General features: G+C 37.2%; 21 protein-coding genes and 1 pseudogene. 9 read left to right on the plus strand and 13 right to left on the minus strand.

Annotated elements, in window-relative coordinates; translation table 11 throughout:
* Positions 1 to 116: 116 nt before the first annotated feature.
* Positions 117 to 683: a recombinase family protein gene (locus QUE72_RS11930; protein WP_286269214.1), complete on the minus strand. Its 567-nt coding sequence runs from the start codon at positions 681 to 683 to the stop codon at positions 117 to 119.
* 402 nt (positions 684 to 1085) lie between these two features.
* Between QUE72_RS11930 and QUE72_RS11935 the strand changes: the two genes are divergently transcribed.
* The gene (locus tag QUE72_RS11935; protein ID WP_286269216.1) at positions 1086 to 1778 is read left to right on the plus strand and encodes a hypothetical protein; all 693 of its coding nucleotides are present in this window, start codon (positions 1086 to 1088) and stop codon (positions 1776 to 1778) included.
* Positions 1779 to 1784: 6 nt separating this feature from the next.
* Positions 1785 to 2876 carry a helix-turn-helix domain-containing protein gene (locus tag QUE72_RS11940; RefSeq protein ID WP_286269218.1) on the plus strand — a complete coding sequence of 364 codons (1092 nt, stop codon included), beginning with the start codon at positions 1785 to 1787 and terminating at the stop codon, positions 2874 to 2876.
* 292 nt (positions 2877 to 3168) lie between these two features.
* Here QUE72_RS11940 and QUE72_RS11945 read toward each other — a convergent pair whose 3' ends face one another.
* From QUE72_RS11945 to QUE72_RS19045, 3 genes and pseudogenes are all read right to left on the minus strand, one after another.
* A complete protein-coding gene (locus QUE72_RS11945) occupies positions 3169 to 3648 on the minus strand; it encodes a hypothetical protein (RefSeq protein ID WP_286269220.1) in 480 nt (159 codons plus the stop codon).
* 234 nt (positions 3649 to 3882) lie between these two features.
* Positions 3883 to 4074, minus strand: coding sequence for a hypothetical protein (locus tag QUE72_RS11950; RefSeq protein ID WP_286269221.1), 192 nt, complete (start codon positions 4072 to 4074; stop codon positions 3883 to 3885).
* A gap of 198 nt (positions 4075 to 4272) precedes the next feature.
* Positions 4273 to 4496, minus strand: a pseudogene (locus QUE72_RS19045) (DDE-type integrase/transposase/recombinase); the annotation flags it as partial.
* 222 nt (positions 4497 to 4718) lie between these two features.
* Between QUE72_RS19045 and QUE72_RS11960 the strand changes: the two are divergent.
* Both QUE72_RS11960 and QUE72_RS11965 read left to right on the plus strand, forming a co-directional pair.
* Entirely contained in the window at positions 4719 to 5420 is a 702-nt protein-coding gene (locus QUE72_RS11960; RefSeq protein WP_286269223.1) for a helix-turn-helix domain-containing protein, read from the plus strand.
* A 176-nt stretch (positions 5421 to 5596) separates the two neighbouring features.
* Positions 5597 to 7729, plus strand: a complete 2133-nt coding sequence (locus QUE72_RS11965) for a carbohydrate binding family 9 domain-containing protein (protein ID WP_286269224.1) — start codon at positions 5597 to 5599, stop codon at positions 7727 to 7729.
* A gap of 462 nt (positions 7730 to 8191) precedes the next feature.
* On the opposite strand, the gene QUE72_RS11970 is transcribed toward QUE72_RS11965, so the two are convergent.
* From QUE72_RS11970 to QUE72_RS12000, 7 genes are all read right to left on the minus strand, one after another.
* Positions 8192 to 8365, minus strand: a complete 174-nt coding sequence (locus QUE72_RS11970) for a hypothetical protein (protein ID WP_286269225.1) — start codon at positions 8363 to 8365, stop codon at positions 8192 to 8194.
* A gap of 165 nt (positions 8366 to 8530) precedes the next feature.
* Positions 8531 to 9052, minus strand: a complete 522-nt coding sequence (locus QUE72_RS11975) for an RNA methyltransferase (protein ID WP_286269228.1) — start codon at positions 9050 to 9052, stop codon at positions 8531 to 8533.
* Positions 9053 to 9079: 27 nt separating this feature from the next.
* On the minus strand, positions 9080 to 10261 hold the full coding sequence (locus QUE72_RS11980) for a DEAD/DEAH box helicase (protein WP_286269230.1): 1182 nt from the start codon (positions 10259 to 10261) through the stop codon (positions 9080 to 9082).
* 38 nt (positions 10262 to 10299) lie between these two features.
* Complete coding sequence (locus QUE72_RS11985; RefSeq protein ID WP_286269232.1) at positions 10300 to 11937, minus strand: ABC-F family ATPase; 1638 nt, start codon at positions 11935 to 11937, stop codon at positions 10300 to 10302.
* Between the two features lie 263 nt (positions 11938 to 12200).
* Positions 12201 to 13145, minus strand: coding sequence for a TlpA family protein disulfide reductase (locus QUE72_RS11990; RefSeq protein ID WP_286269233.1), 945 nt, complete (start codon positions 13143 to 13145; stop codon positions 12201 to 12203).
* Between the two features lie 32 nt (positions 13146 to 13177).
* Positions 13178 to 13552 carry a hypothetical protein gene (locus QUE72_RS11995; protein WP_286269234.1) on the minus strand — a complete coding sequence of 125 codons (375 nt, stop codon included), beginning with the start codon at positions 13550 to 13552 and terminating at the stop codon, positions 13178 to 13180.
* 165 nt (positions 13553 to 13717) lie between these two features.
* Entirely contained in the window at positions 13718 to 14092 is a 375-nt protein-coding gene (locus tag QUE72_RS12000) for a hypothetical protein (RefSeq protein WP_074496327.1), read from the minus strand.
* A gap of 131 nt (positions 14093 to 14223) precedes the next feature.
* Here QUE72_RS12000 and QUE72_RS12005 point away from each other — a divergent pair, with 131 nt between their 5' ends.
* Positions 14224 to 15153 (plus strand): LysR family transcriptional regulator, encoded by a 930-nt coding sequence (locus QUE72_RS12005; RefSeq protein WP_286269235.1) that lies wholly within the window; start codon positions 14224 to 14226, stop codon positions 15151 to 15153.
* Between the two features lie 216 nt (positions 15154 to 15369).
* Here the strand turns inward: QUE72_RS12005 and QUE72_RS12010 are convergent, their stop codons facing one another.
* Both QUE72_RS12010 and QUE72_RS12015 read right to left on the minus strand, forming a co-directional pair.
* Positions 15370 to 17058, minus strand: a complete 1689-nt coding sequence (locus QUE72_RS12010; protein WP_286269236.1) for a M1 family metallopeptidase — start codon at positions 17056 to 17058, stop codon at positions 15370 to 15372.
* Between the two features lie 208 nt (positions 17059 to 17266).
* Complete coding sequence (locus QUE72_RS12015) at positions 17267 to 17740, minus strand: NYN domain-containing protein (RefSeq protein ID WP_074496324.1); 474 nt, start codon at positions 17738 to 17740, stop codon at positions 17267 to 17269.
* 89 nt (positions 17741 to 17829) lie between these two features.
* On the opposite strand from QUE72_RS12015, the gene dbpA reads away from it, so the two are divergent.
* From dbpA to QUE72_RS12035, 4 genes are all read left to right on the plus strand, one after another.
* A complete protein-coding gene (dbpA, locus tag QUE72_RS12020; protein ID WP_286269240.1) occupies positions 17830 to 19215 on the plus strand; it encodes an ATP-dependent RNA helicase DbpA in 1386 nt (461 codons plus the stop codon).
* Positions 19216 to 19393: 178 nt separating this feature from the next.
* Positions 19394 to 20026: a PEP-CTERM sorting domain-containing protein gene (locus QUE72_RS12025; protein ID WP_286269241.1), complete on the plus strand. Its 633-nt coding sequence runs from the start codon at positions 19394 to 19396 to the stop codon at positions 20024 to 20026.
* A 210-nt stretch (positions 20027 to 20236) separates the two neighbouring features.
* A complete protein-coding gene (locus QUE72_RS12030; protein WP_286269242.1) occupies positions 20237 to 21019 on the plus strand; it encodes a peptidylprolyl isomerase in 783 nt (260 codons plus the stop codon).
* 265 nt (positions 21020 to 21284) lie between these two features.
* On the plus strand, positions 21285 to 21758 hold the full coding sequence (locus tag QUE72_RS12035) for a hypothetical protein (protein WP_286269243.1): 474 nt from the start codon (positions 21285 to 21287) through the stop codon (positions 21756 to 21758).
* Positions 21759 to 21936: the final 178 nt, after the last annotated feature.

Genomic DNA, 21936 nt, shown 5'->3' on the forward strand with positions numbered 1-21936 from the left:
GGTTATTTCAGAAAATCAGCACAAGACCACTTAAGCAGGACTTGGGTGTTAGGTTAGAATTGACGCATAATCTCAAGATACCTTAACGCATTATTTTAAATGTTTTTACAGCATCCTCACTGCTTATTCCAGTGACGTTTAACAGTTGCAATACTAATACCAAGCTTTTTAGATGTTTTACTTTGTGATAGCCCACCAGCTTTACATTGATGCACTTGCTCAGTTGTACTGGTAGCTAAAGGCCTACCCAATTTAACACCGTCAGCTTTCTTCTTATTCAAGGCTTCCTTAGTGCGGTCACTGATACGGTTACGCTCGAATTCGGCGAATGAAGCGAATAGTTGAAGCATTAGTTTACCCTCTGCGCTTGATAAGTCTTGTGTTGGCAAGTCCAAGCAGATTACACGAATACCAGTATTAACTAATTGCTCTACCGTTAACTGTAGGTCTACGTTGTTTCTTCCTAATCTATCCAGCTTATTAACTATTAATGTATCACCAACTTCCAGCTTGTTAACCAGCAAGGCGAATTCAGGGCGCTTAAGGGCTGGCACTTTACCGCTGATAGTTTCAACAATCTGTCTATGTGGCTCAACAGTATAACCAGCGTTTTCAATAACCATCATCTGCTGGTCAGTAGTTTGCGAATCTGTAGAAGTCCTCAAGTAAGCAAAAGTACGCACCTCAAAAATCCTGCATCAATGAAAAGATATCAAAAATGGTATCAACAACAATCATTGGTATCAACAATTAATTCACTTCATTTTATGACACCACTAGACTGGTATCAATATTGGTGTAATTAAACGGGTGTTTTTTGATACCACCCAAACCACTAGTCAGAATTTCACCAAGAATTCAAAAATACCTTCGACAATCCTCAAGTAGCAACTCAGTCATAAAGAAAGCTCTAAAAGGCACATTTATAAACACAGCGAAAAACAACATCACTTCTTGTTTTAACCTACAAAAGTAGGTTAAAATAGGAACTCGCGTTGCAGCGATTTAGCCAAACAAGCAGAAATCGGTTTTATGCAACTGAAATTAAACTGCTTATACATGAAATACTTATTGAAGGATATTCAATGCAAACAATCAAAAAACACAAGCAAAAATCTTCTATTGAGTTGTTAGAGGAGCTTGGAATTACCCATCAGGTGCTAGTTAATGCCGTAAAAAAAGGTATTGAGGAGCATGCATTTACTTCACCGTATGAACCGCTAAATGCAGGAGGCTCTAAAGCCTCTTTTACGATAATCAAAACATTGCGCCAGCAGCTTCTAACCATAAATAAAGGTTGGGCACTCAAAAATCAAAGTGGTCAATGTTTAACTGTAAACAGTGAAAATAATATCACTGTCATAGTTACGAGTGGCGACAAGTACACTGGTTTAAGTGATACTCACAAAGACCCTTGCACTAAAAACGGTAAAGGAATGTTCACTAAAGACCAAATAATGTGTAATTATGGTCAGACCTTAAGCCTGTTTGGTGACAGCGAACTTCCTGACTTGCCAGCAGCTACATCATCCAATTCAAAGGACGAAAATCAGTTTTGGTATCTATTGTACTTTTTTGACTTTGGTAAGAAAGAGGTTCGATTTGAACTATCCCTTCCGAACGGGATTAAGGAAATAGGAAGCGCAGGCAAAGTTAAAGTATCAAGATGGGTAGAGCGCAACCTGTTTGCCCCTCTCCCGTTCGAGGCTTATGATGAATTTAATGACACAAATCAATTCAACGAGGATATTGATTTTGATGTCAAACCAAGAGAATAAATTGTTATGAATATGGTATTTAACCCTTCTAGACTAAAACTTGCGAGAACTAGGAGGCAATTAACTATAAAGAAGCTAGCCGAGCTAGTGGGTTTAACACCGAGAGCTGTGTCAGAATACGAAAAAGAGCGATGCACGTCTGTTCCAAAGGGGCAGACTATTGCATCAATATCTGAGGCTTTATTTTATCCTCCAGAGTTTTTCTTTGAAGAAGATGACATTGATGAGGTGGCAACTGACTCTGTATCGTTCAGGTCACTAAAAAGCATGAAAGCCTCTCATCAACATGCAGCTATTAGTGCGGGTTCTCTAGGTGTTATGGTTGACACCTATTTGAGAGATAAGTTCGAGTTACCCAAAGTAAACCTTCCTGATTTAAAGGATTCAACCCCAGAGGAAGCAGCAACACTTATAAGGAGTGAATGGGGGTTGGGCAACAATAGCATCAGTGATGTTATTAGTTTACTTGAGAAGTACGGAGTAAGAGTGTACTCCCTAGACGAAAAGACCGCTGCTGTTGATGCTTTTTCATTCTGGCGAGATGGTGTTCCTTACGTATTTTTAAATACACAAAAATCAGGAGAGAGAAGCCGGTTTGATGCATGTCATGAGCTTGGACATCTTGTGCTTCACAGGGAGTCAGTTCCACAAGGAAAAGATATAGAAAGAGAAGCTGATACTTTTGCGGCATATTTTTTGATGCCAACTGATACAGTAAAAAAGTTATCAGGACGCTTTTTTTCCATTAGCGACATACTCAAACTAAAAAAAAGCTGGAAAGTCTCTGCCATGGCCTTAATTGTACATATGAGGAGATTGGAAGTTTTAAGCGAGTGGCAATACAAATCAATGATAATAGAAGCAAGTAAAATGGGCTTAAGAACAAAAGAAATAGAAGGCATACCTAAAGAAAAGTCTAAGCTACTGAATAACATCTTAGAAAAATTAAAATTAAAAAACATTGGAGTTAGCGATATTGCAAAAGATTTAAAATTACCAGTTGAAGAGGTTAGCAATTTACTTTTTAGGTTTAATGTAATTGGTGGTAGCAATGTAAAAACAAACAAACCAAAACCAACTCTAACTGTAGTGAAATAAAGCTAAATATAAATCGAAGAGGTTTTTAATATTAGAATAATAATAAACTTTACAGTGGTAGCTATCTGAACACATAAATTCAAAATTAGGGCTTGAATCACATGTAGCATAATATGGAATTTGTATACTGGGTTTCTATTAAATATTTAACCTGAAGAATTTCTTATAGAACAAGTCAAATTCAAGCCCTCCCCTTTAAAGATTCTTCTATCTACCGCAAACTGACCAGAATGCGTGACGAAGCAGAGATTGGCAATAAAACCTAGCTTTAATTGTTCAATCAAATAAAAGATTACTTGTAAATATCTTGATTTATATTTCGAACAGCAAAACGCCTTAAATTGTTACAGTTATATACGGATTCAAGGTTATGTAGTTTTTGTTTTTTAACAGCTTTGCACCACCGCTCATTGTCCTCTTGGGTTAAGTTAGACGTATAGATTTTGATATCAACAGGATGCATTAAATCACACAACTCTTCATAAACCTTTTTATAGTTAGGTTTTACTTGGAAAAATACATTAATCAAAGGGTAGGCTTTTCCCAATTTGGATATATATTTAGATTTAATCCAAAATATTACCACCCCATTGTTAAACCTTCTTGATATTCTATTTTTGATTGCTGGTAGTTGATTAACTAGGATTTCAGTGTCACCCTCAATATCATCAAGCAAATCCTCAATAACAAAACTCAGTTTATATACTGGCTTGTATTTAGTTATAGCGTTAATTGCTTTTCTTTTGGTTTTATCTTGTGACTTCTCACTCATCAATCATTCCATATAACTACAATCAAAGACTCACAAAGCACCCTCCGATAACCCTTAAAAACTAGAGGTATACACCATACGAACAATATCAAGATGGTTGTGTTGTGACGGAAGCTACATTAACCCAGAATAAAGAGAGTTACTATTGCTTATTGTTAATTATTGTTAATTATTTGTTCGAAATGAGTGAGAGAGAGGGTTGGCAAACTATAACACTCTATTTTCTAGTACAGGTTAGTAAACTTTAGGGCAGCCGAGACTTACGAAGCCCACCTTTGCAGCGCGATTTGAGTCTTGCTGAGCATTACTTTGTTCTTCAATAACTTTAACAGGTGTTTTAAGTGTTGTAGTTTGCTTGGCAATGCTATCACTTGGCTTAGTGGCTGATTTAGATGGTTTTTGTGGGTCGAATTGTTCTACGGTCATATTGCGCTCTGCTTCTTTAACGTCGTTTCGGGTTGTTAAAGCCTCATAAATGGTGATTTAACTGCCTTTAATGTTTACTTGACGTAGTTTACTAAGGGAGTTGTTTAAAGCGCGGGATTATACAGGAATGTTGCTTGCGGATGAATAACTAGTTTTAAGAGGATATTTAACTTAATTGTTTAATAAATTGATTAGAATGTGACAATTTCCTGCTCGGCTCATTGATGGTACAAGGTTGTGCTCTTTCATAAACGCTAAGTAATCAGCACTACCATATTGGCTACCTTGGTCACTGCGTACCATCACTTCAGTCTTTGGTTGGCGTTGATAGACAGCCATAAGCAATGCTTTATTACTAGGTGTTTGTCCATGTTTTTATCCATAGATCATCCGACAATACGCCTAGAGAACAGATCCACTACAGATAGCCATTCACTATACTGTTAACATTAATAGATAGATTACCTAAAATATTGATCCTTACTTTCATCATTAAGATACATATCAGCATGTCGATTTTTCGTTAAAAAAGGAAAAAAGATTCATTAAATGGTGATTGGCGGCCAAGTGTCGCAGCCGTGTCGTAGCGGTGTCATATCAACTATTTTAAGCTATACCTAAGCAATAACATTAAGGAACTCCTTATGAATATTTCTATCGACAAGCTAAAAGGGCTACGTAAGCAAAATGGTTGGTCTCAAGAACGTTTAGCAGATATTAGCGGCGTGAGCCTAAGAACCATTCAGCGCATTGAAAGCGGAGAAAATGCCTCGTTTGAATCACAACTATCCATTGCTACAGCCTTTAACATACCTCCTTCAGAATTATTAGATGATAAAGAAGTAAAAGTTGGCAATGGCGGAGTAAATTGGGGAGGAATAACCGGTATATTGCTGTGTTTAGCATTAATGTTGCTCCAATTCAAACTGGGTAGTGCACCATACTTTGACTTGGTAAGTTTATTACTAGTTATTGGTTTACCATTTGCGATGTCTTCTTTGTCTTTAGGACTTCGAAACTCAATATCTACTTTATCACTCATTCGTTGGGTCTTCGTTTTACCTAAAAATGAGATAGCTTTACAAAAATTTTTGCCTCCTCTAAATAAGTATATTATCTACTGTCATGTGGCAGGGGGAATTTCAACGCTCGTTGGCATTATTGCAGTATTTATGACATCAGCATCTTATGAATATCAATATGCCCCCGTTGCTAAATACCCATTTGCTATGGGGTTGGGGGTTTCGATGCTCACCTCACTATACGCAGCAATGTTTGCAGAATTCATTCTACGACCACTTAAACATATGATTGAGCGGCAACTGATACACCACAAAAATCAATAATCACTCTTAATACTTAGTTAACTTAATTACTTAAAAGGATCTCTATGTGCTTTTTCAGCTTTAGCAAGCTGAGGGTTACTTGTACGCAAAATTTACTCTCAGCAATAAAATTAACATTCATTTTTTCAGTCTTTCAATCAAATTATTTGTTTGCCGAAAAGTTTCCTGTTTATCGCATGACAAATGAAGGAATTGCACAAGATAATCATGAACTTAACATAAAGAGAACCATAAATTCGCCAACAATTGACGGTATCATTTCTGAATCATTTTGGCAGCAAATAACACCTATAGGCGACTTACATCAAATTTACCCTAAACCCTTTGAAGCAACTACCTATAGAAGTGAAATAAAGATCGCTTACGATGAGAGTAATCTTTATATCATGGCAAAACTATTTGATGATGATATTGCAAACTTAAGCCAAAATGTTATGTCAAAAGGACAAGACATTGAACAAGACGATCACTTCGGCATCGTGTTAGATCCATTTAATGACAAAACTAACGGCTACTACTTCGCTACCAATGCGAATAGCTTTAAAGAAGAAGGATTAATCGCTAATAATAATCAATATCTGAGCAACTGGGACGGTATATGGTTTGTTGAAACAAAAACTTATGAAGATTTTTGGGCGATTGAAATAGCAATACCTTTTAGCTCATTATCATTTAATCCAAATAGCGAAAGCTGGGGCATTAATTTTCTAAGAGAAATAAAACAACCTGAGCAAACTCATTATTGGACGTCACATGGAAGTACACCAAAGGCATGGGCTCCCGAACACGCAGGCATCGTAAATGGCATTAAAAATATTAGCCAAGGAGCTGGTGTAGATATAAAGCTATCATCAAGCTTCGTTCAACAACATGCAAGAGAAGAGAAAAAAAACTCACAACTTGAACCATCAATAGATATCACCTACAAACCTACGTCAGCAATTACCGCTTCGATTACAGTTAACACCGACTTTTCAGCGACAGAAGTTGATGAACAACAAATTAACTTGACGCGTTTTTCACTATTCACTCCAGAGAAAAGAGACTTTTTTCTCCAAGGTGCTGATATTTTTGAATTTGGTGATATAAGTACTAATGGGCGTCCTTTTTTTTCGCGCATGCTAGGTTTATCACAAAGAGGTGAACCGCTAAGTATTAACTATGGTGCGAAGTTAACAGGACAACTTGACGATACGCGATTTGGTGTATTAGCAATTAACCAAGAAGCTGATACTATAGATAATAAAAACACCTCCCTTGCTGTCGCTCGAGTAAGCCACCAGCTTAATGAGTCTTTTACCTTAGGTTTAATTTCAACTATTGGCGCTCCAACAATAGATAAAGATAGCATTACCGCAGGTATTGATTGGCAATACCGAAACAAATCAATACTTAATGGTGATGTTGTTGAATTAAAAGGCTGGTATCAAAATAGCGATAATCAACATAAAAATGGGCGTGTAAAAGACAGTGCTTATCAAGTTGGTCTTTATCTACCCAATGAATACCTTAATGCTAAATTAGCCTATACAGAGATTGGTGAGGATTTTAACCCGTCGCTTGGCTTTATTAATAGGGCCAATATTAAACAAATTGATGGATGGGTAAGTTTAACCAGCCCAATAAACTTTTCTTGGACTAATAATTCCTATCACACAGTGATATTTGATCAAATATCGTCACTTAATGGAGGTACTATTTCAAAAAATATTTTTGCTGATTTGATCGATATAACAACATCAAATCAACAACATTTTAGATTATCTCATCAATACGCCTATGAAAATATTACCGAACCTTTTATGTTACTTGGCAAAGTAGAAATTCCTACAAATAAATATAAATACCATTTGTGGGAAGTGGCAACAGAATCAGACCAATCAAAACCGTTTTCATACAACTTAATATTGTCTAAAGGAAAATATTTACATGGTGAAATGGACTACCAACTGGCTGGAATTTCAACTAATATCAACCGCTTTATTAATCTATCGTTAGAGGCTGATCATAGAAAAATTAAGTTCCCCAATCAAACGCTCAAAATTAACTCTGCGTCAGCTAAAGTAAATATAGCCTTCTCTCCACAGCTATTTTGGAATAACTGGTTTCAATACAATAATGTATCAAATGAGATAGGCGTTTATTCAAGGCTGGTATGGCAACGTACACCTCTCAACTCATTTAACTTTGTTTTAAACCAAAGCTATATAAAATACGACAATGAGATGAATAGGCAAAATAGCCACTCAAGCTTTAGCAAACAACACCAAGATACCGTTATTAAACTCACCTATCATTGGCGATATTAATGATTGTAAAGCTAGGATTTAACTTGAGTCTTAGCAGGTCATTCATTTTAAACTACTCCTCCTGCTTGTATGATACAAAACCTTGATAGAACTAAAAAAAGATACCCCTTTAATTATTGGTGATAGCGGAGGTTATCAAATTGTAAATGGAAGTTTATCTTTAACTGGTCGCAAGCGTAAAGAAATTTACGATTGGTTGATTAATACTTGTGATTTAGCTATGACACTAGATGTACTGACAGTGTAGTGGCATAGTTAATTTGGCCTCCTAATTGGAGGTTTTAGCTACTACACTTAATGTCCGCAAAAAGCAGCTGCCATTAGAAGCTCAAAATTCGACTGTCGAGCTTTCAAATAATTAAAAGCCTTGTTTCTTAAAATAGTTTGCGCTTAGTTGGTAAAGGAGAGACGAAGAAATGTTATGGAAGTGTGGAGGACTTTATTTTGCGCTACAAAGCAACATTAAGCACACCTTAGACAACCTAACGATACAAAGCCAATGCGCGAGCCTTGCGTTTTACTATGATCAATATGACGAGCTTGCTCTTCTATCACTTTTTGGGGTGTGTCTAAGGTGGTTGTCTGCCTAGCTTGTGTTTGCGATGAATTAGCAGGATCGAATTGTTCAACGGTCATAATGCGCCTTTTTAAATCAATAAAGGTTACTGATGATTTTAAGTGTGCGAATTATACAGGATTCACTAGCGATAGTGAATGAAAGTGCCTATCTGGATATTTATGTATTTAAAGTGAGTTTCAAAGGCCTTGTTCTTATAACTTCTGCATCCTTTAATGCTATTATTAGGTGCGAACTTTAAGGCGGTTATTGGTATCTCGACTGCTTTTTATCAGTTCATCACCTTTATTGATGTTTGAAGATTTAGCAAGCCTATCATAAAGAACAACATTGGCCGTTGCCGCTAAATTCAAGCAATCTATGGTCGGAACATAAACAACATGATCAGCTTGGTCTATAATCGGTTGGCTAATAGAGCCATCTTCGGGGCCAAAAATATATAATGCGCGTTCAGGGTGTGAAAATTCAGTAAGCGAGGTCGCGCCAAGACACAGTTCAACACAAACAACTTGCATCCCTTCTGCTTTCTGACTCAGTAAACACTCGACTTGCGTTAAAGGAATATTGTTTCTGGACTTATGGGTATCGGTATTGGTTTTTACTTCATATTGGGCGGCCCGCGCATAACGAGTACCCGTGTATAATACTTCGTGGGCATTAAAGCACCCTGCAGCGCGCATTATTGTACCGACATTACTTGGCCCTTTAGGGTTGACCAAACCGATAATTACCTGTGATTGACTCATAATTTAGTGACTTCTTGTATAAGGTAACTACCCCTTATGTTTCGGTACATAATTTAATATTGAAACAGGTACCACTTTCTTTACAGGAAAGCCGTCAAATTCTTTTCTTTCAATGATGTGGCCTAACCGACTTTCAATGGCACAAAGTTCACGAAAATTATCTTTTGATACCAAAGAAATAGCTTCACCATTTGCGCCTGCTCGACCAGTACGGCCAATTCGATGGATATATTCATCTGTATGCGCTGGTAAATCATAATTAATAACACGTGTTAAATTACCAATGTCTATTCCTCGAGCAGCGATTCCTGTAGCGACCAACATTTGTATTTTACCGGCTTTAAAATCAGCTAATATTTGCTCTCTAATTGCTTGCGTTCTACCGCTATGAATACTCTCAGCCTTAATATCACGTTTTGCCAACTGACTCACTAACTTAGCTGCACCATGCTTTGTTTCAATAAAAATAAGTGCTTGGTGCCACTGATTGGTTTGAATTAAATGACTCAATAGTGCTGACTTTTTGTCTTTGTCTACTGTAACTAACCATTGCTCTATGTTAGGTGAAGTTTTGCTATTTTCCTTTATCGTAATTTCAGTAGGGTTTTCCATACTGCGCTTAGCTAAACGACGTACGTCATCAGAAATAGTTGCGGAGAAGAGTAAATTTTGTCGTTGTGTTGGTAAGCGTTCAATAATGTTATTAATATCATCTATAAAGCCCATATCTAACATTCGATCAGCTTCATCAAGCACTAACATCTTTAATTCATCAAAATGGAAAGCTCGTTGGTGCGCCATATCTAACAATCGACCCGGTGTTGCTACCAGTATGTCAACGCCCCAAATTAATTGCTGTTTTTGAGCCTCTATAGCAACTCCACCATACATAGCCATACTAGTAAGCGATAAATGCTTCGCGTATTGTTGAATACTTGCTTCTATTTGTACTGCGAGCTCACGCGTTGGTGTTAAAATAAGCGCACGAATACGTTTGCCTCGCACTACTTTACCATTATCTAGCAGCGTTAACATTGGTAAAACAAAACTCGCTGTTTTACCCGTGCCAGTATGGGCAGCAGCAACAACATTCTTACCTGACAATACGGCAGGAATGGCCTTTTTTTGTATCGTTGTTGGTGTGCGGTATCCCAGTTCATCAACCGCTTTAACAATTGATGCTGGTAATCCAAGTGTTGAAAATGACATATTTTACCTTTACCCCGCCTAAATTAACCAAACAATATTTATGCAATGAACCGCTTACTGTCGTTTGCCATCAGACTTTTAGCATGAAGATCCTGCTCACTGGGCAAATATTCATCCAAAGAACCTTGAAAGTTAATAATTTTTTTGTCTTTAATATCAATGATCCGTGTTGCTAAACTTGAAACAAACGCGCGATCATGGCTAACAAATATCAGTGTGCCTTCAAACGCTTTTAACGCATTATTTAACGCGTCAATGGCTTCTATATCCATATGATTTGTTGGCTCGTCCATGATCAATACATTAATATCTTGCATCATCAACATGCCAAAAAGTAAGCGATTTTTTTCGCCACCTGAACAGTTGCGCGCTTTTTTATTGGCGTCGTCTTCAGTAAAAAGTAAACGTCCTAACATACCACGAACCATTAAATCGTTATGACAAGGTCTACGCCACTGCGACATCCAATCCATCAAGGTTAGATCATTATCAAAAAAGTGACCGCTATCTTGAGGGCAATACCCTACTGACGCATTTTCAGACCATTTCACAACACCAGCTTTAGGGCTAATTTCATTCATTAAACAGCGCAGAAAAGTTGTTTTACCAACACCATTTTCTCCAATAACAGCAAGTTTTGCGCCCGCTTCTAATAATAAATCACCTTGTTCAAACAACAGTTCATTATCAAAGCTATGAGAAAGCTTTTCTAGCTCTAATGCTTGTCGGTGCATCTTTTTTCCCGATGCAAAAGCGATATTGGGTGTGATCCGGCTTGAAGATTTAACCTCATCGAGTTTGATTTTATCCATTTTCTTAGCACGAGAACTGGCTTGTTTGGCTTTAGATGCGTTAGCACCAAATCGATTTACAAAATCTTGTAGCTCTTCAATTTCAGCGGCTTTCTTAGCATTTCCTGCTAATAATTGTTCTCTTAATAAGCTAGATTGCGCGAGAAAGTACTCATAGTTGCCTGGGTAAATACGCAACTCGCCATAATCTATATCTGCCATATGAGTACAAACCGCATTTAAAAAATGTCGATCATGCGAAATAATAATCATGGTACATTTGCGTTTGTTTAGCTCACCTTCTAACCAGCTAATGGTATGAATATCTAGGTTGTTGGTAGGTTCGTCTAACAATAAAATATCAGGGTTAGCAAACAATGCTTGCGCAAGCAATACCCGAAGCTTCCAGCCGGGGGCAACTTGCTCCATTAAACCATAATGCAATGATTCTTCTATGCCTGCCTCTAATAAAATTTCACCGGCTCTGCTTTCGGCACTGTATCCGTCCATTTCAGCAAACTGACTTTCTAAATCACCTACTCGCATACCATCAGCTTCGCTCATTTCGGCTTGTGCATAAATGGCATCTCTTTCTTGTTTTATTTTCCATAAAGCGACATCACCCATGATCACTGTGTCAATGACACTGTATTGCTCAAAAGCGAATTGATTTTGGCTTAAAGTACCTACTTTGTTGCCCGAAGACACTGAAACATTACCCGATGTAGGCGTTAACTCACCGCTAAGAATTTTCATAAAGGTTGATTTTCCACAACCATTAGCACCGATCAAACCGTAGCGGTTGCCGTTGCCAAATTTAGCAGAGATATTTTCAAATAACGGCTCAGCGCCAAATTGCATGGTAATATTTGATGTAGTGATCAAAGAGAACTTCCTAGAATAAACAAATAGAATTGAACGGCAAGCTATAGGTAAAAACGATAAACAAAAAACATGCTGACTCAAAATAATAAGGTCGCGCAGTATACAGCATTAAACGCAAACCCCCTATAAAATCGCGCATATTTATGACTATTATTGCAACAAGTTCACTTCTGCCACTTTTCTTCGTTTGCAAATAGCTATGCAGCGCAATCGAAAGCCTTGATCATACTATTTGAAGAACTACTCATTTAAAAAGCGTAATATCATTCACCTGCAGTTTTTAGCAAAGCCAATGTTTTATCTAATTGCTGGTCGTCATTTAACCTATTACTGCGAAATAATACCTCATTATCTTTTATTAGAATCAGTTCAGGTAATTCGTTGACACCATATTGGTGAAATATCGAATTGCTTTTATCAATATCTACAAGATAATTAATCGCGTATTTTTTCTTATATGCGGCTAAATCTGAATCACCTGTCCACAATCGAGAAACCAAGCCTTGCCAACTAACATTTGGAAACTTTTTCGCTAAAGCACTCACAATCTTTTGTGCATTGATACACCTTTGCGATACTGCTGGCCTCGAATCTTTTAAGTACCAATCACACCATGTAGCGCTAAAGAACAACGCATGAATACGTCCGTCATTTAACGACAGTGTTAATCGTGTTTCGTGATCAATCAGCTTATTTGAATCAAGTAACTCTACAGTGCGTTGTTGGCTTAATAACGATATCTTATTATCGAGTGACTCTGTTGCTTCATGCCCTAAGTGCACAAGGTTCATTTGCTTATCAAACAATAGGTGGTATGGCGTACCGATAAAGTTAAAAGCTTTAGCGAGATCACCACTTTTATCGATGGTTGTTGGCATAGTTAAGCCAAATTTTTCAATGACCTTATTTATTGAATTTATGTCGTCATTAATGCCAATATTAATACTAATAACATCAACTGCTTCGCCATATTCTTCTTGTACGTGTTGAAAGTGAGGCATTTCTTTTAAGCATGGCTGACACCAAGTAGCCCAAAACTTTAAGTACACTGGCTTTTTATCAAGTGAATTAGCTAAACTTGTTTGCTCACCTGACAGCAACAGTATTGGTTCATTGAGTAATTTATTTGGCAAATTACCCGTCAATGCTGACCAAGAAAACAAAAGCGTTAGTGTAAAAAAACACGACTTATACAGAGCATTAATCATAAGAACCTACTGTTAACTAATTAAAAATTTGTTTAAACAACAAGGCTTGCAATACCTAAAATTGAAACCAAAGCAAACAATGTCGTTGATGGAAATCGCAAAGGGGAAATATTTGCCTTCATGGCAACCAAAACACTTAATAACGAAAATGACACATTCAAAACGCTTAGAAAGACGACTAGTTCAGGTTTATCAGGATTAAGTGCAACAAAGCCATATACCCATCCCATAAAAAAGGTATATAGCGTTGTAATATGCCAACAATAATAATTTAACCATTTAGAGGCAATTGGCAACGAAGTATCTTCTAATAGAGGAGTTGCAACCTTAATACCACCAATAAAGGTATGAATAACAAACGTAAGACCACTGACTAACACTGCAGCCCATAATAAAATGACTTGCATTACCAACCTCTTTAAGCTTTTTAAATTGAATTAAATTCATAGTCTATATATTTTTACAGCCGCTTATTGGTTTTTACACAAGGTAATGACAATAAAAGCTGCCCTTTGGGTTCATCGAAAATCAACAGCTCCTATGTTAATCATGGAAAAATAGTCAATAAATACTTAAGACAACATGGTTAACACACTAATAAGTGTTAGCACCACCCAACCTGGATGTTTACCTTTCGTTGCAAATAACACCAATAATGCGCTGCAAAACATTATTACGGCAATGACATTAGTAGTAATGGCGATTACATCTACATGAGAGGAACTTGCAAAAGCAATAGTCCATAAAATTGCGCCTAATGACCAACCAAATAACGTGACTAAATGCCAACTTGCCCATATTATTCTAATTTGTCTAGCCGCTAATACTGTCCCTCCTTGTGTTGGTACTATCGTATTATGTCTAAGTTTTTTAAAGATAAGCCATTCACCTAAAATTGAATGTATTACACCAAGTAAGATAGCAAAAATTCCCGCAGCAATAAGCATTGCACATTCCCTCGTATTTAAGATCAAAAACTACGTAACAAACTTGCAAACAGTATAACGGATAAATTGTTTGCCAGAAGTGCCACTTATTCATTATATTAATGAATATAATTCATATAAGGATAGTCAGTATGGATAAGTTCAGAGCAATGACGCTTTTTGCAACCACCACTAAAACAGAAAACTTTACTGAAACTGCAAAATTACATGCAACTGATCCATCCACAGTCAGTAAGGCAATAAAGCGCCTTGAAGAACAACTCGGACTACAATTGTTTAATCGCTCAACGAGGCAATTAAAACTAACCTCTGCGGGTAGCCGTTACGCTCAAGTGGTTGAAGAGTTACTTGTAAAACTTAAAAATCATGAAGAAGCATTACGGCAAGACTCTCGCGATATTAAAGGCACATTAAAAATAAATCTGCCAGTATCTTACGGCCGTCAATACCTATTGCCCATGCTATGTAAGTTTAGAGAAGCGTATCCTCAATTACAGTTAGATATAAATTTTAGTGACGAATATGTTGATATGATCAAAGAGTCTATCGATATCTCCATTAGAAGTGGCACCATAGCTGATAATCGACTTATTGCTCAGAAACTCACCCCGATAAAATTTGTACTTTGCATAGGCAGTAACGCAGATATTACGAACAATATTGAAATAACGCAGGAATGTTTATCTTCTTATCCTTGGGTACTGTTTCGATTCAAACAAACAGGTAAAACCATGCCAATTGATTTTAAATATAAAGGTAAGCGCATCTCATTAGAGCCTACAAGAAAAACAATTGTAGATGATGGCGAAGCAATGGCCGAATTCTGCGCTGCAAACGCAGGTATTGCATTAATGCCCCACTTCATTGCAAAAGAATGGGTAAAAGCAAAAAAGGTAAAAATTATTGCAACATTAGATGAGTCAGAACATGTAGCATCTGGGGTATATATCATCTACGCTAAGCGTGAACATTTACCGAAAAGAAGAAGAGTGTTTATCGATTTTGTGAAAGCTTACTTAGTAAAACTAGGGGAGTCCCCGCGTAAAACTTGGCTAGATTAACCTTCAAAATAACTTATAAATGGGGTCAGGTACATTTATTATTTTCTTGAAATTTTCCACTAGCAAGTACGTTAAAAATGTAAAAAATACAGTAATTTATTCAGGATAACTAAGTCTGGACGAGTTGCCGCACATCGTCCAGATTTTAGTGATTTACCAGCCAATCAAAGAACCGCTGTTAATGTTGCTTAATTAAGTTAAAACCTATGATAAAAGTTATTTAGTACTTTCTTCGATGAAGCGCTGATAATTCGCTACATGTGGTTTCTCAATTAGCACTTTACTCATTGGGTCAATGATCACTAAATCATTTGGTAAAACCTTTATTGTTTGAGGTTTAGTCATATCGAGTGTTAACACTTTACCATTCACGGATACATCTAAAGGCAAAGGGAAAGGTAAATTATTTGGCGTTTTCCACTGTAAAGTTAAACGAGTATCAGTTTTGCTCTGAATAATTTCAGGTAACGCAGATTGATAAAAATACACATCAAAAAACCATCTGAAATCTTGACCCGTTAACCGGTTAACAATTCGAAGAAAGTCTTCCGTATCAGCAAGCACCGGTTTGAAGTCACCAGGTGTTGGCTTTGCTGTGCCATACACTAATTCAGTCGTTGCTTTGAAGAAATGTTCATCACCAATAATGTTACGTAAAGTATGTAATACCCAAGGTGCTTTCGCGTAAATATCTGCTCCTGGACCACCTTTTTCTTCTTGGTACACACCTTCTACAGTTAATAATTCTTTACTCACTATCGGCGCTTTATTCCGTACTTTTAATCGCATATCAAACATGTGTGACATATAAGCAGTTTGCCCATGTAAATAATATTCGTATAACGGATGCATATAAGCACCGAAGCCTTCATGCAACCACATGGCATTGGCATTTTTATTGGTTAATTGATTTGCAAACCATTCATGTGCAAATTCATGAAACATCAACCAATCAAAGCCATACTTGTCAGTAATGTAATTATTGCCATAAGCATTAATGGTTTGATGTTCCATACCTAAATGGGGCGTATCAACAACACCTATTTTGTCTTGGCCAAATGGATAAGGCCCAATTTTACGTTCAAAGAATGTGGTTATGTCTAGCAGTTCTTGTACTAGTTTTTTAGCACCTTCTTTATTTTCTGGAAGGTGATAAAACTCAACTGGAATTTCATTTCCATACTGGCTATGAAACGTTGTTTTAATCACTTCATAAGGCCCCACGTTTATAGCAACACCATACGTATTTAACTGTGATAATGCCTGCCAGTGATAGGTATCTGTTGTTTCACCTTTAGTTACCGACTGCAGCGTACCATTTGCCGCTGCTACCAACCCTTTAGGAACAGTAATATGCATAGTTGTCGTTTTTGGTTCGCCAATAGGGTTGTCAATACATGGCCAAAATAAGTCACAGCCGTCACCTTGAACAGCCGTAGCAATCCAGTCTTTACCGCTAGATGTTTTCGCCCAAACAAAACCACCATCCCAAGGCGCTTTTACGGCTTCTCGAGGTGCGCCAGAATAGTGTATTTCAACGGTAAATTTACCCTTTATTTTGTTAGGTAAATTGATCAATAGTAGCCCTTCTGGGTTACTGTACTGGTTCTCATCAATGACCTTGCTGTTGATCAGTACTTTATCAATAGAAAAAAAGTTATCTAAATTGATACCAACGTTGTTTCTCGAGTGGTCACTAACAAGAGTTAGTATGCCCGTGCCATTAATTGCTTTCTCTTTAGGTAATATGGTGAAATGAAGCTCTGCATGTTGCAACAAAAGCCCTTGCTGTGACGTTGGTAACGGGCCGTCGCTCCCCATAGTGTATTCACTACGTTCGGAGCCAATCACACCACCCGATAAAACAAGCAAACTAACTATTAAACTCGCGATCAAACATCTCATGATGTTATCCTCAAAATGAAAAAACTTTCATTAACTTAGCTTGTCATCTGTTGTGGTAAAAGAAAATTGCGATTAACAACGAAAAGAACAGTATGAATTACATTCAAAGTACTTATGAACTGAAAAGTTAAGCAGGAAAAAATTATCGAAAACTATACGTCAATCGATATTTGACAAAAAATCATGATCAAATACACACAAATAAACGCTACATCAATAGCGTGTTGTCTATACGAGTAAAGTCGCCAGCAGCATTAATTAGTGAGGCTGCTGTTAGTTGCGCCACGCCAAAAACATGTGTTTGACATTGGTACTTATCAGCGACTTTTTGTAATAACAAGTCAAAATCACCATCGCCAGAAAGTAAAACTATTTTATCAATGTCAGGAGCAGCATCAAGTACATCAATCGCGATTCCGACATCCCAATCACCTTTTGCAGAGCCATCGCTACGTTGAATAAACGGTTTTAGCTTTACATCAAAACCAATATGTTTGAGTGCCGTTTGAAATTTATGTTGCTGGTCATCATCTCGTGCTATCGCATAGGCATTTGCCATGACAATTTCACCTTGTTGAGAGACTCGCTGCCAAAACTGGCGATAATTAAATTGCCTGCCGAATGCTTGGCGCGTGGTGTAATAAATATTCTGTACATCAACAAAAATAGCAATTTTGCTCACAAAATGTTCTCTTTAGTGTAAAATCAATCGCACTATATCACCTCCCCTCTGGTATAATCCAAATAATTCATGTTAATAAGGTTTATCGTTTGTCTGCTCACTCTTTTTCTACTACCGCATTAAGTCCCGAACTTATCGATAATTTAACGCGTTTAGGTTATCTTGAAATGACTCCTATCCAAGCTCAGGCATTACCAAAAATACTGGCAGGACAAGATGTTATAGGCCAAGGTAAAACAGGGTCAGGCAAAACGGCCACTTTTACGCTAGGACTTTTGCACAACTTAAAAGTAAAACGTTTTCGAGTACAAGCACTAGTGCTATGCCCAACGCGAGAACTTGCAGACCAAGTCGCTAAAGAAATTAGAAAATTAGCGGCAGCTATTCACAATGTGAAAGTACTAACACTTTGTGGTGGAACACCGATGGGCCCGCAAATTGGTTCGTTAGAGCATGGAGCACACATTATTGTTGGCACACCCGGACGCATTGAAGATCACTTACGCAAGAATCGTTTAGATTTATCAGAACTTAACACGCTGGTATTAGATGAAGCAGATCGCATGTTAGAAATGGGTTTTCAGCCAGCGCTAGAGTTAATTTTTTCACACTGTCCAGCGCAAAGACAATCTTTACTATTTAGTGCTACTTTTCCTGAAAAAATAAAATCAATGGCTAACCAGATCATGCAGTCACCAGAATTGATCAAGGTAGAAAGTAGCCATGACCACGCAAGCATTGAACAGCATTTTTTTGAAGTACAACATAATGATGAACGTTCCACTGCTGTCGCATTATTGTTACAACACTTTCAACCCGCTTCTTCAGTCATTTTTTGTAATACTAAATTAGAAACACAAGCATTAGCTGACTCTTTACTACATCGCGGCTTTAGTTGTGCAGCCTTACATGGTGATTTAGAGCAACGTGATCGTGATCAAACCTTAATACGCTTCGCTAACAAAAGTATTAATATTCTTGTTGCGACTGATGTCGCTGCTCGTGGCCTTGATATTGACAATATAAGCACGGTGATTAACTACCATATTGCTCATGATCCAGAGATTCATGTACATCGTATCGGCCGTACTGGACGCGCAGGAAATACAGGTATCGCTTGTTCACTAATGAGCAATAAAGAAGCACACAAGGTCATTCGTTTAGAAGAGTACCTTGATATAGAAGTTCATGCTGACCCTTTACCTAATATCGAGGTATTAAATAATCCTATTTCAATGGCCCCCATGACAACGATTCAAATTGATGGCGGTAAGAAACAAAAACTTCGACCAGGCGATATTCTCGGTGCTTTAACAGCAAACAATATGATTGATGGTAGTGCCATTGGCAAAATACAAATGACACCACTAAAAGCCTATGTTGCCGTTAAACGCACCGTTGCAAAAAAAGCGTTAAAAGTCGTATCTGAAGGTAAAATGAAAGGAAGGAATTTTCGCGCACGGATGATTAAGTAATAATTTAGTGCTGCCTTAAAACGCTAACGCATAACAAAGTGTCTAAAAATTTTACAATAAGTATCAACATTAAAAACAAAAAACAAATAAATCATTGAATATGTTTAGAAAAAAAATAGCGGTCTGTTTTTTGCTGAGTAAAGTACATAAAGTACATTCACATTATAAAGAGAACAATATGGCGTTAACAATTATTAAATCATCGTTAGTTTCCTTATTAGTATTAGCCACTAGTTACGCACATGGTACGCTCATAGATTTTGATACTGATGCAAATGGCAACGTCATTGCGGCCAACACTGCAATTACTAATCAATATCAAAACTGGGGAGTAACGTTTGCAGGGTTTGAAAACAACGCTTCAATAAATATCAATGCAGCACCGGATCCTGATGGCGTAACAGCACCAAGTGGCAGTAATGTGCTAACGAACTGTGCTGATGCAAGCTTAGCTTGTCCCGGCAATAGAGCTGATATCATAGAAATATTATTTAGCGGTAGTAGTTCTAATATTTCGCTTATGCTTGATACCCTAGGTTCAGGTTCAGTAACTTTTGAGCTTTACGACATCAATAACTTACTTTTAGAAACTAAAAGCGTTTCATCTAATGCATCAGCATATGTACCTGTGAACTTTTCATCAAGCGGTGTCAGTAAAATTTTAGGCATGCAACCTAATGATGGTTGGGCATGGGCGATGGACGATCTATCATTTGACATGAATTTAAGCGCTGAGATTCCCGAACCTTCAAGTATACTCGTATTTTCTCTCGGATTATTAGCTTTACTTACCTCTCGATTGAAGAGATAACATCATAAACTCATTAAACTAAGCGTGTACTTTCACGCTTAGTGTTTTCCCGCAACTAATAACTAATGCCTATACTAACATTATATTTGCAACCATATTCCTCAGTTCACCTTTAAGAATTACATAAGATAACATTTCTCTGCTTGTCGTTTTTTATCGCTGCCTCTAACATCGAACACACTGATTTTTAGGCAACTTTAAGAAATTATAATGAAAAAACCTTACCTTTCAGCACTCATGCTAACCTTAAGTCTTAGTGCTAGCATGAGTCATGCAACCATTGTTGAATTTCAAACCTCGCATGGTAATTTCAAAGTCAACTTACATGACGAAACAACCCCAAAAACCGTAGAAAACTTTCTCGCGTACGTCAGTGATGGCAAATATGACAATACCATTATTCACCGTACGGTAGATGATTTTGTTGTTCAAGGCGGAGGAGCAAAGTTCGAGGGTGAATTACCACCAAAATGGATTGAAACCAATGGTACTATTGAAAATGAGCCTGTTTATTCAAACGTAACTGCGACTATTTCAATGGCGAAGCAGCGTGGTAAGATTAATAGTGCTAACAGCCAATGGTTCATCAACTTAAAAAATAATGCCTCAGTGTTAGATCCTGTTGATGTATACGGTGGCGGTGCTTACGCTGTATTTGGTGAAGTTATTGAAGACGGAATGGAGGTGATTAATGCAATTGCTGACGTTCCACGTTGTGACACAGGCCACGGCGGCTTCCAAGAGCTGCCAATGCCAGACTACGAAGATCAATGTGCAGATGCCGACGCAGTGCCAGGTCAAGAGAATTTTGTTACGGTATATCAAGTCGTTATTTATGATGCAACAATTAGCACTGATGCTGACTTAACCTCAGCGAAAAATACACTTTATGAAAAAAGCTTAGAGCAGCCAAAATCTGGTGGCAGCAGTGGCGGCTCTTTCGGCTGGCTTGCGTTATTGCTATGCGCAGTACCCTTGATACGTAAAAAATAACGTTTGTTTTCGTATTCCCCATCTAGATAAACTCAAACTGTTTATTTAGATGGGTAACAATTAACGTAAAAACAGAAGAAGTAATAAACATTTCAAACTAACATCACTTTTCTTTTTGAGCTTCATTCCCCAAAATTACAGTTCATCACAGTCTAATATTTACCGCCAAATTAAAAATAGCACAGAAAAACATTTACTCTAACGATAAAGTTAATATAGGATTTCGACCAAAATAAACATTGTAAACAGTACAAGAGTAAAAATAATGGAACAACTGTCACAATATTTAGAAATAATGACTTTTATCATCACCATATTTGGTGTGCCTTCGGCAATCTTCGCCTATATTAAAGAGCAAAATAAACAAAGACTAGAACGAGAATATGGTACTTTTGATGCTTTGGATGAGAAATACATAGAGATTCAGCAACTTTGTATTGAGCATCCAGAACTAGATGTCTTTGACTCCCCATATGAATCACCAAGGGAGTTGACCGAAACACAAAAAAAACAAGAAGAAGCCATTTTGTTAATCAGAATAGCCATATTTGAGCGTGCTTATCTGATGTATAACCGCGTCACTTTTGGATCACAAACAGATCAGTGGCAAGGGTGGGAACTCGAAATAAAAGAGTGGTTTTTAAGAAATAACTTTCGTCAGGTTTGGGCCGTCCATGGTAAGTATTTTGATACTTCTTTTTTTAGGCATTTTGAAAAAGTTTTTCATGCAACAAAGTAAGCTACATTCTGTGTACGTTTGATGAATGGGTGCTTTTTCAAACGTACAATCTCCTAATTTATCTTGCTCTGCAACTTCCTAAAATACTTGAACTGCATCAATAGTGACTAATGCATATATACGTAATATATTGCTTGTTGTCATTTTATTCGTACAATAATGCACTGCTTAGAAAAAT

It is taken from the genome of Thalassotalea hakodatensis (genome assembly GCF_030295995.1).
GTDB lineage: Bacteria > Pseudomonadota > Gammaproteobacteria > Enterobacterales > Alteromonadaceae > Thalassotalea_C > Thalassotalea_C hakodatensis.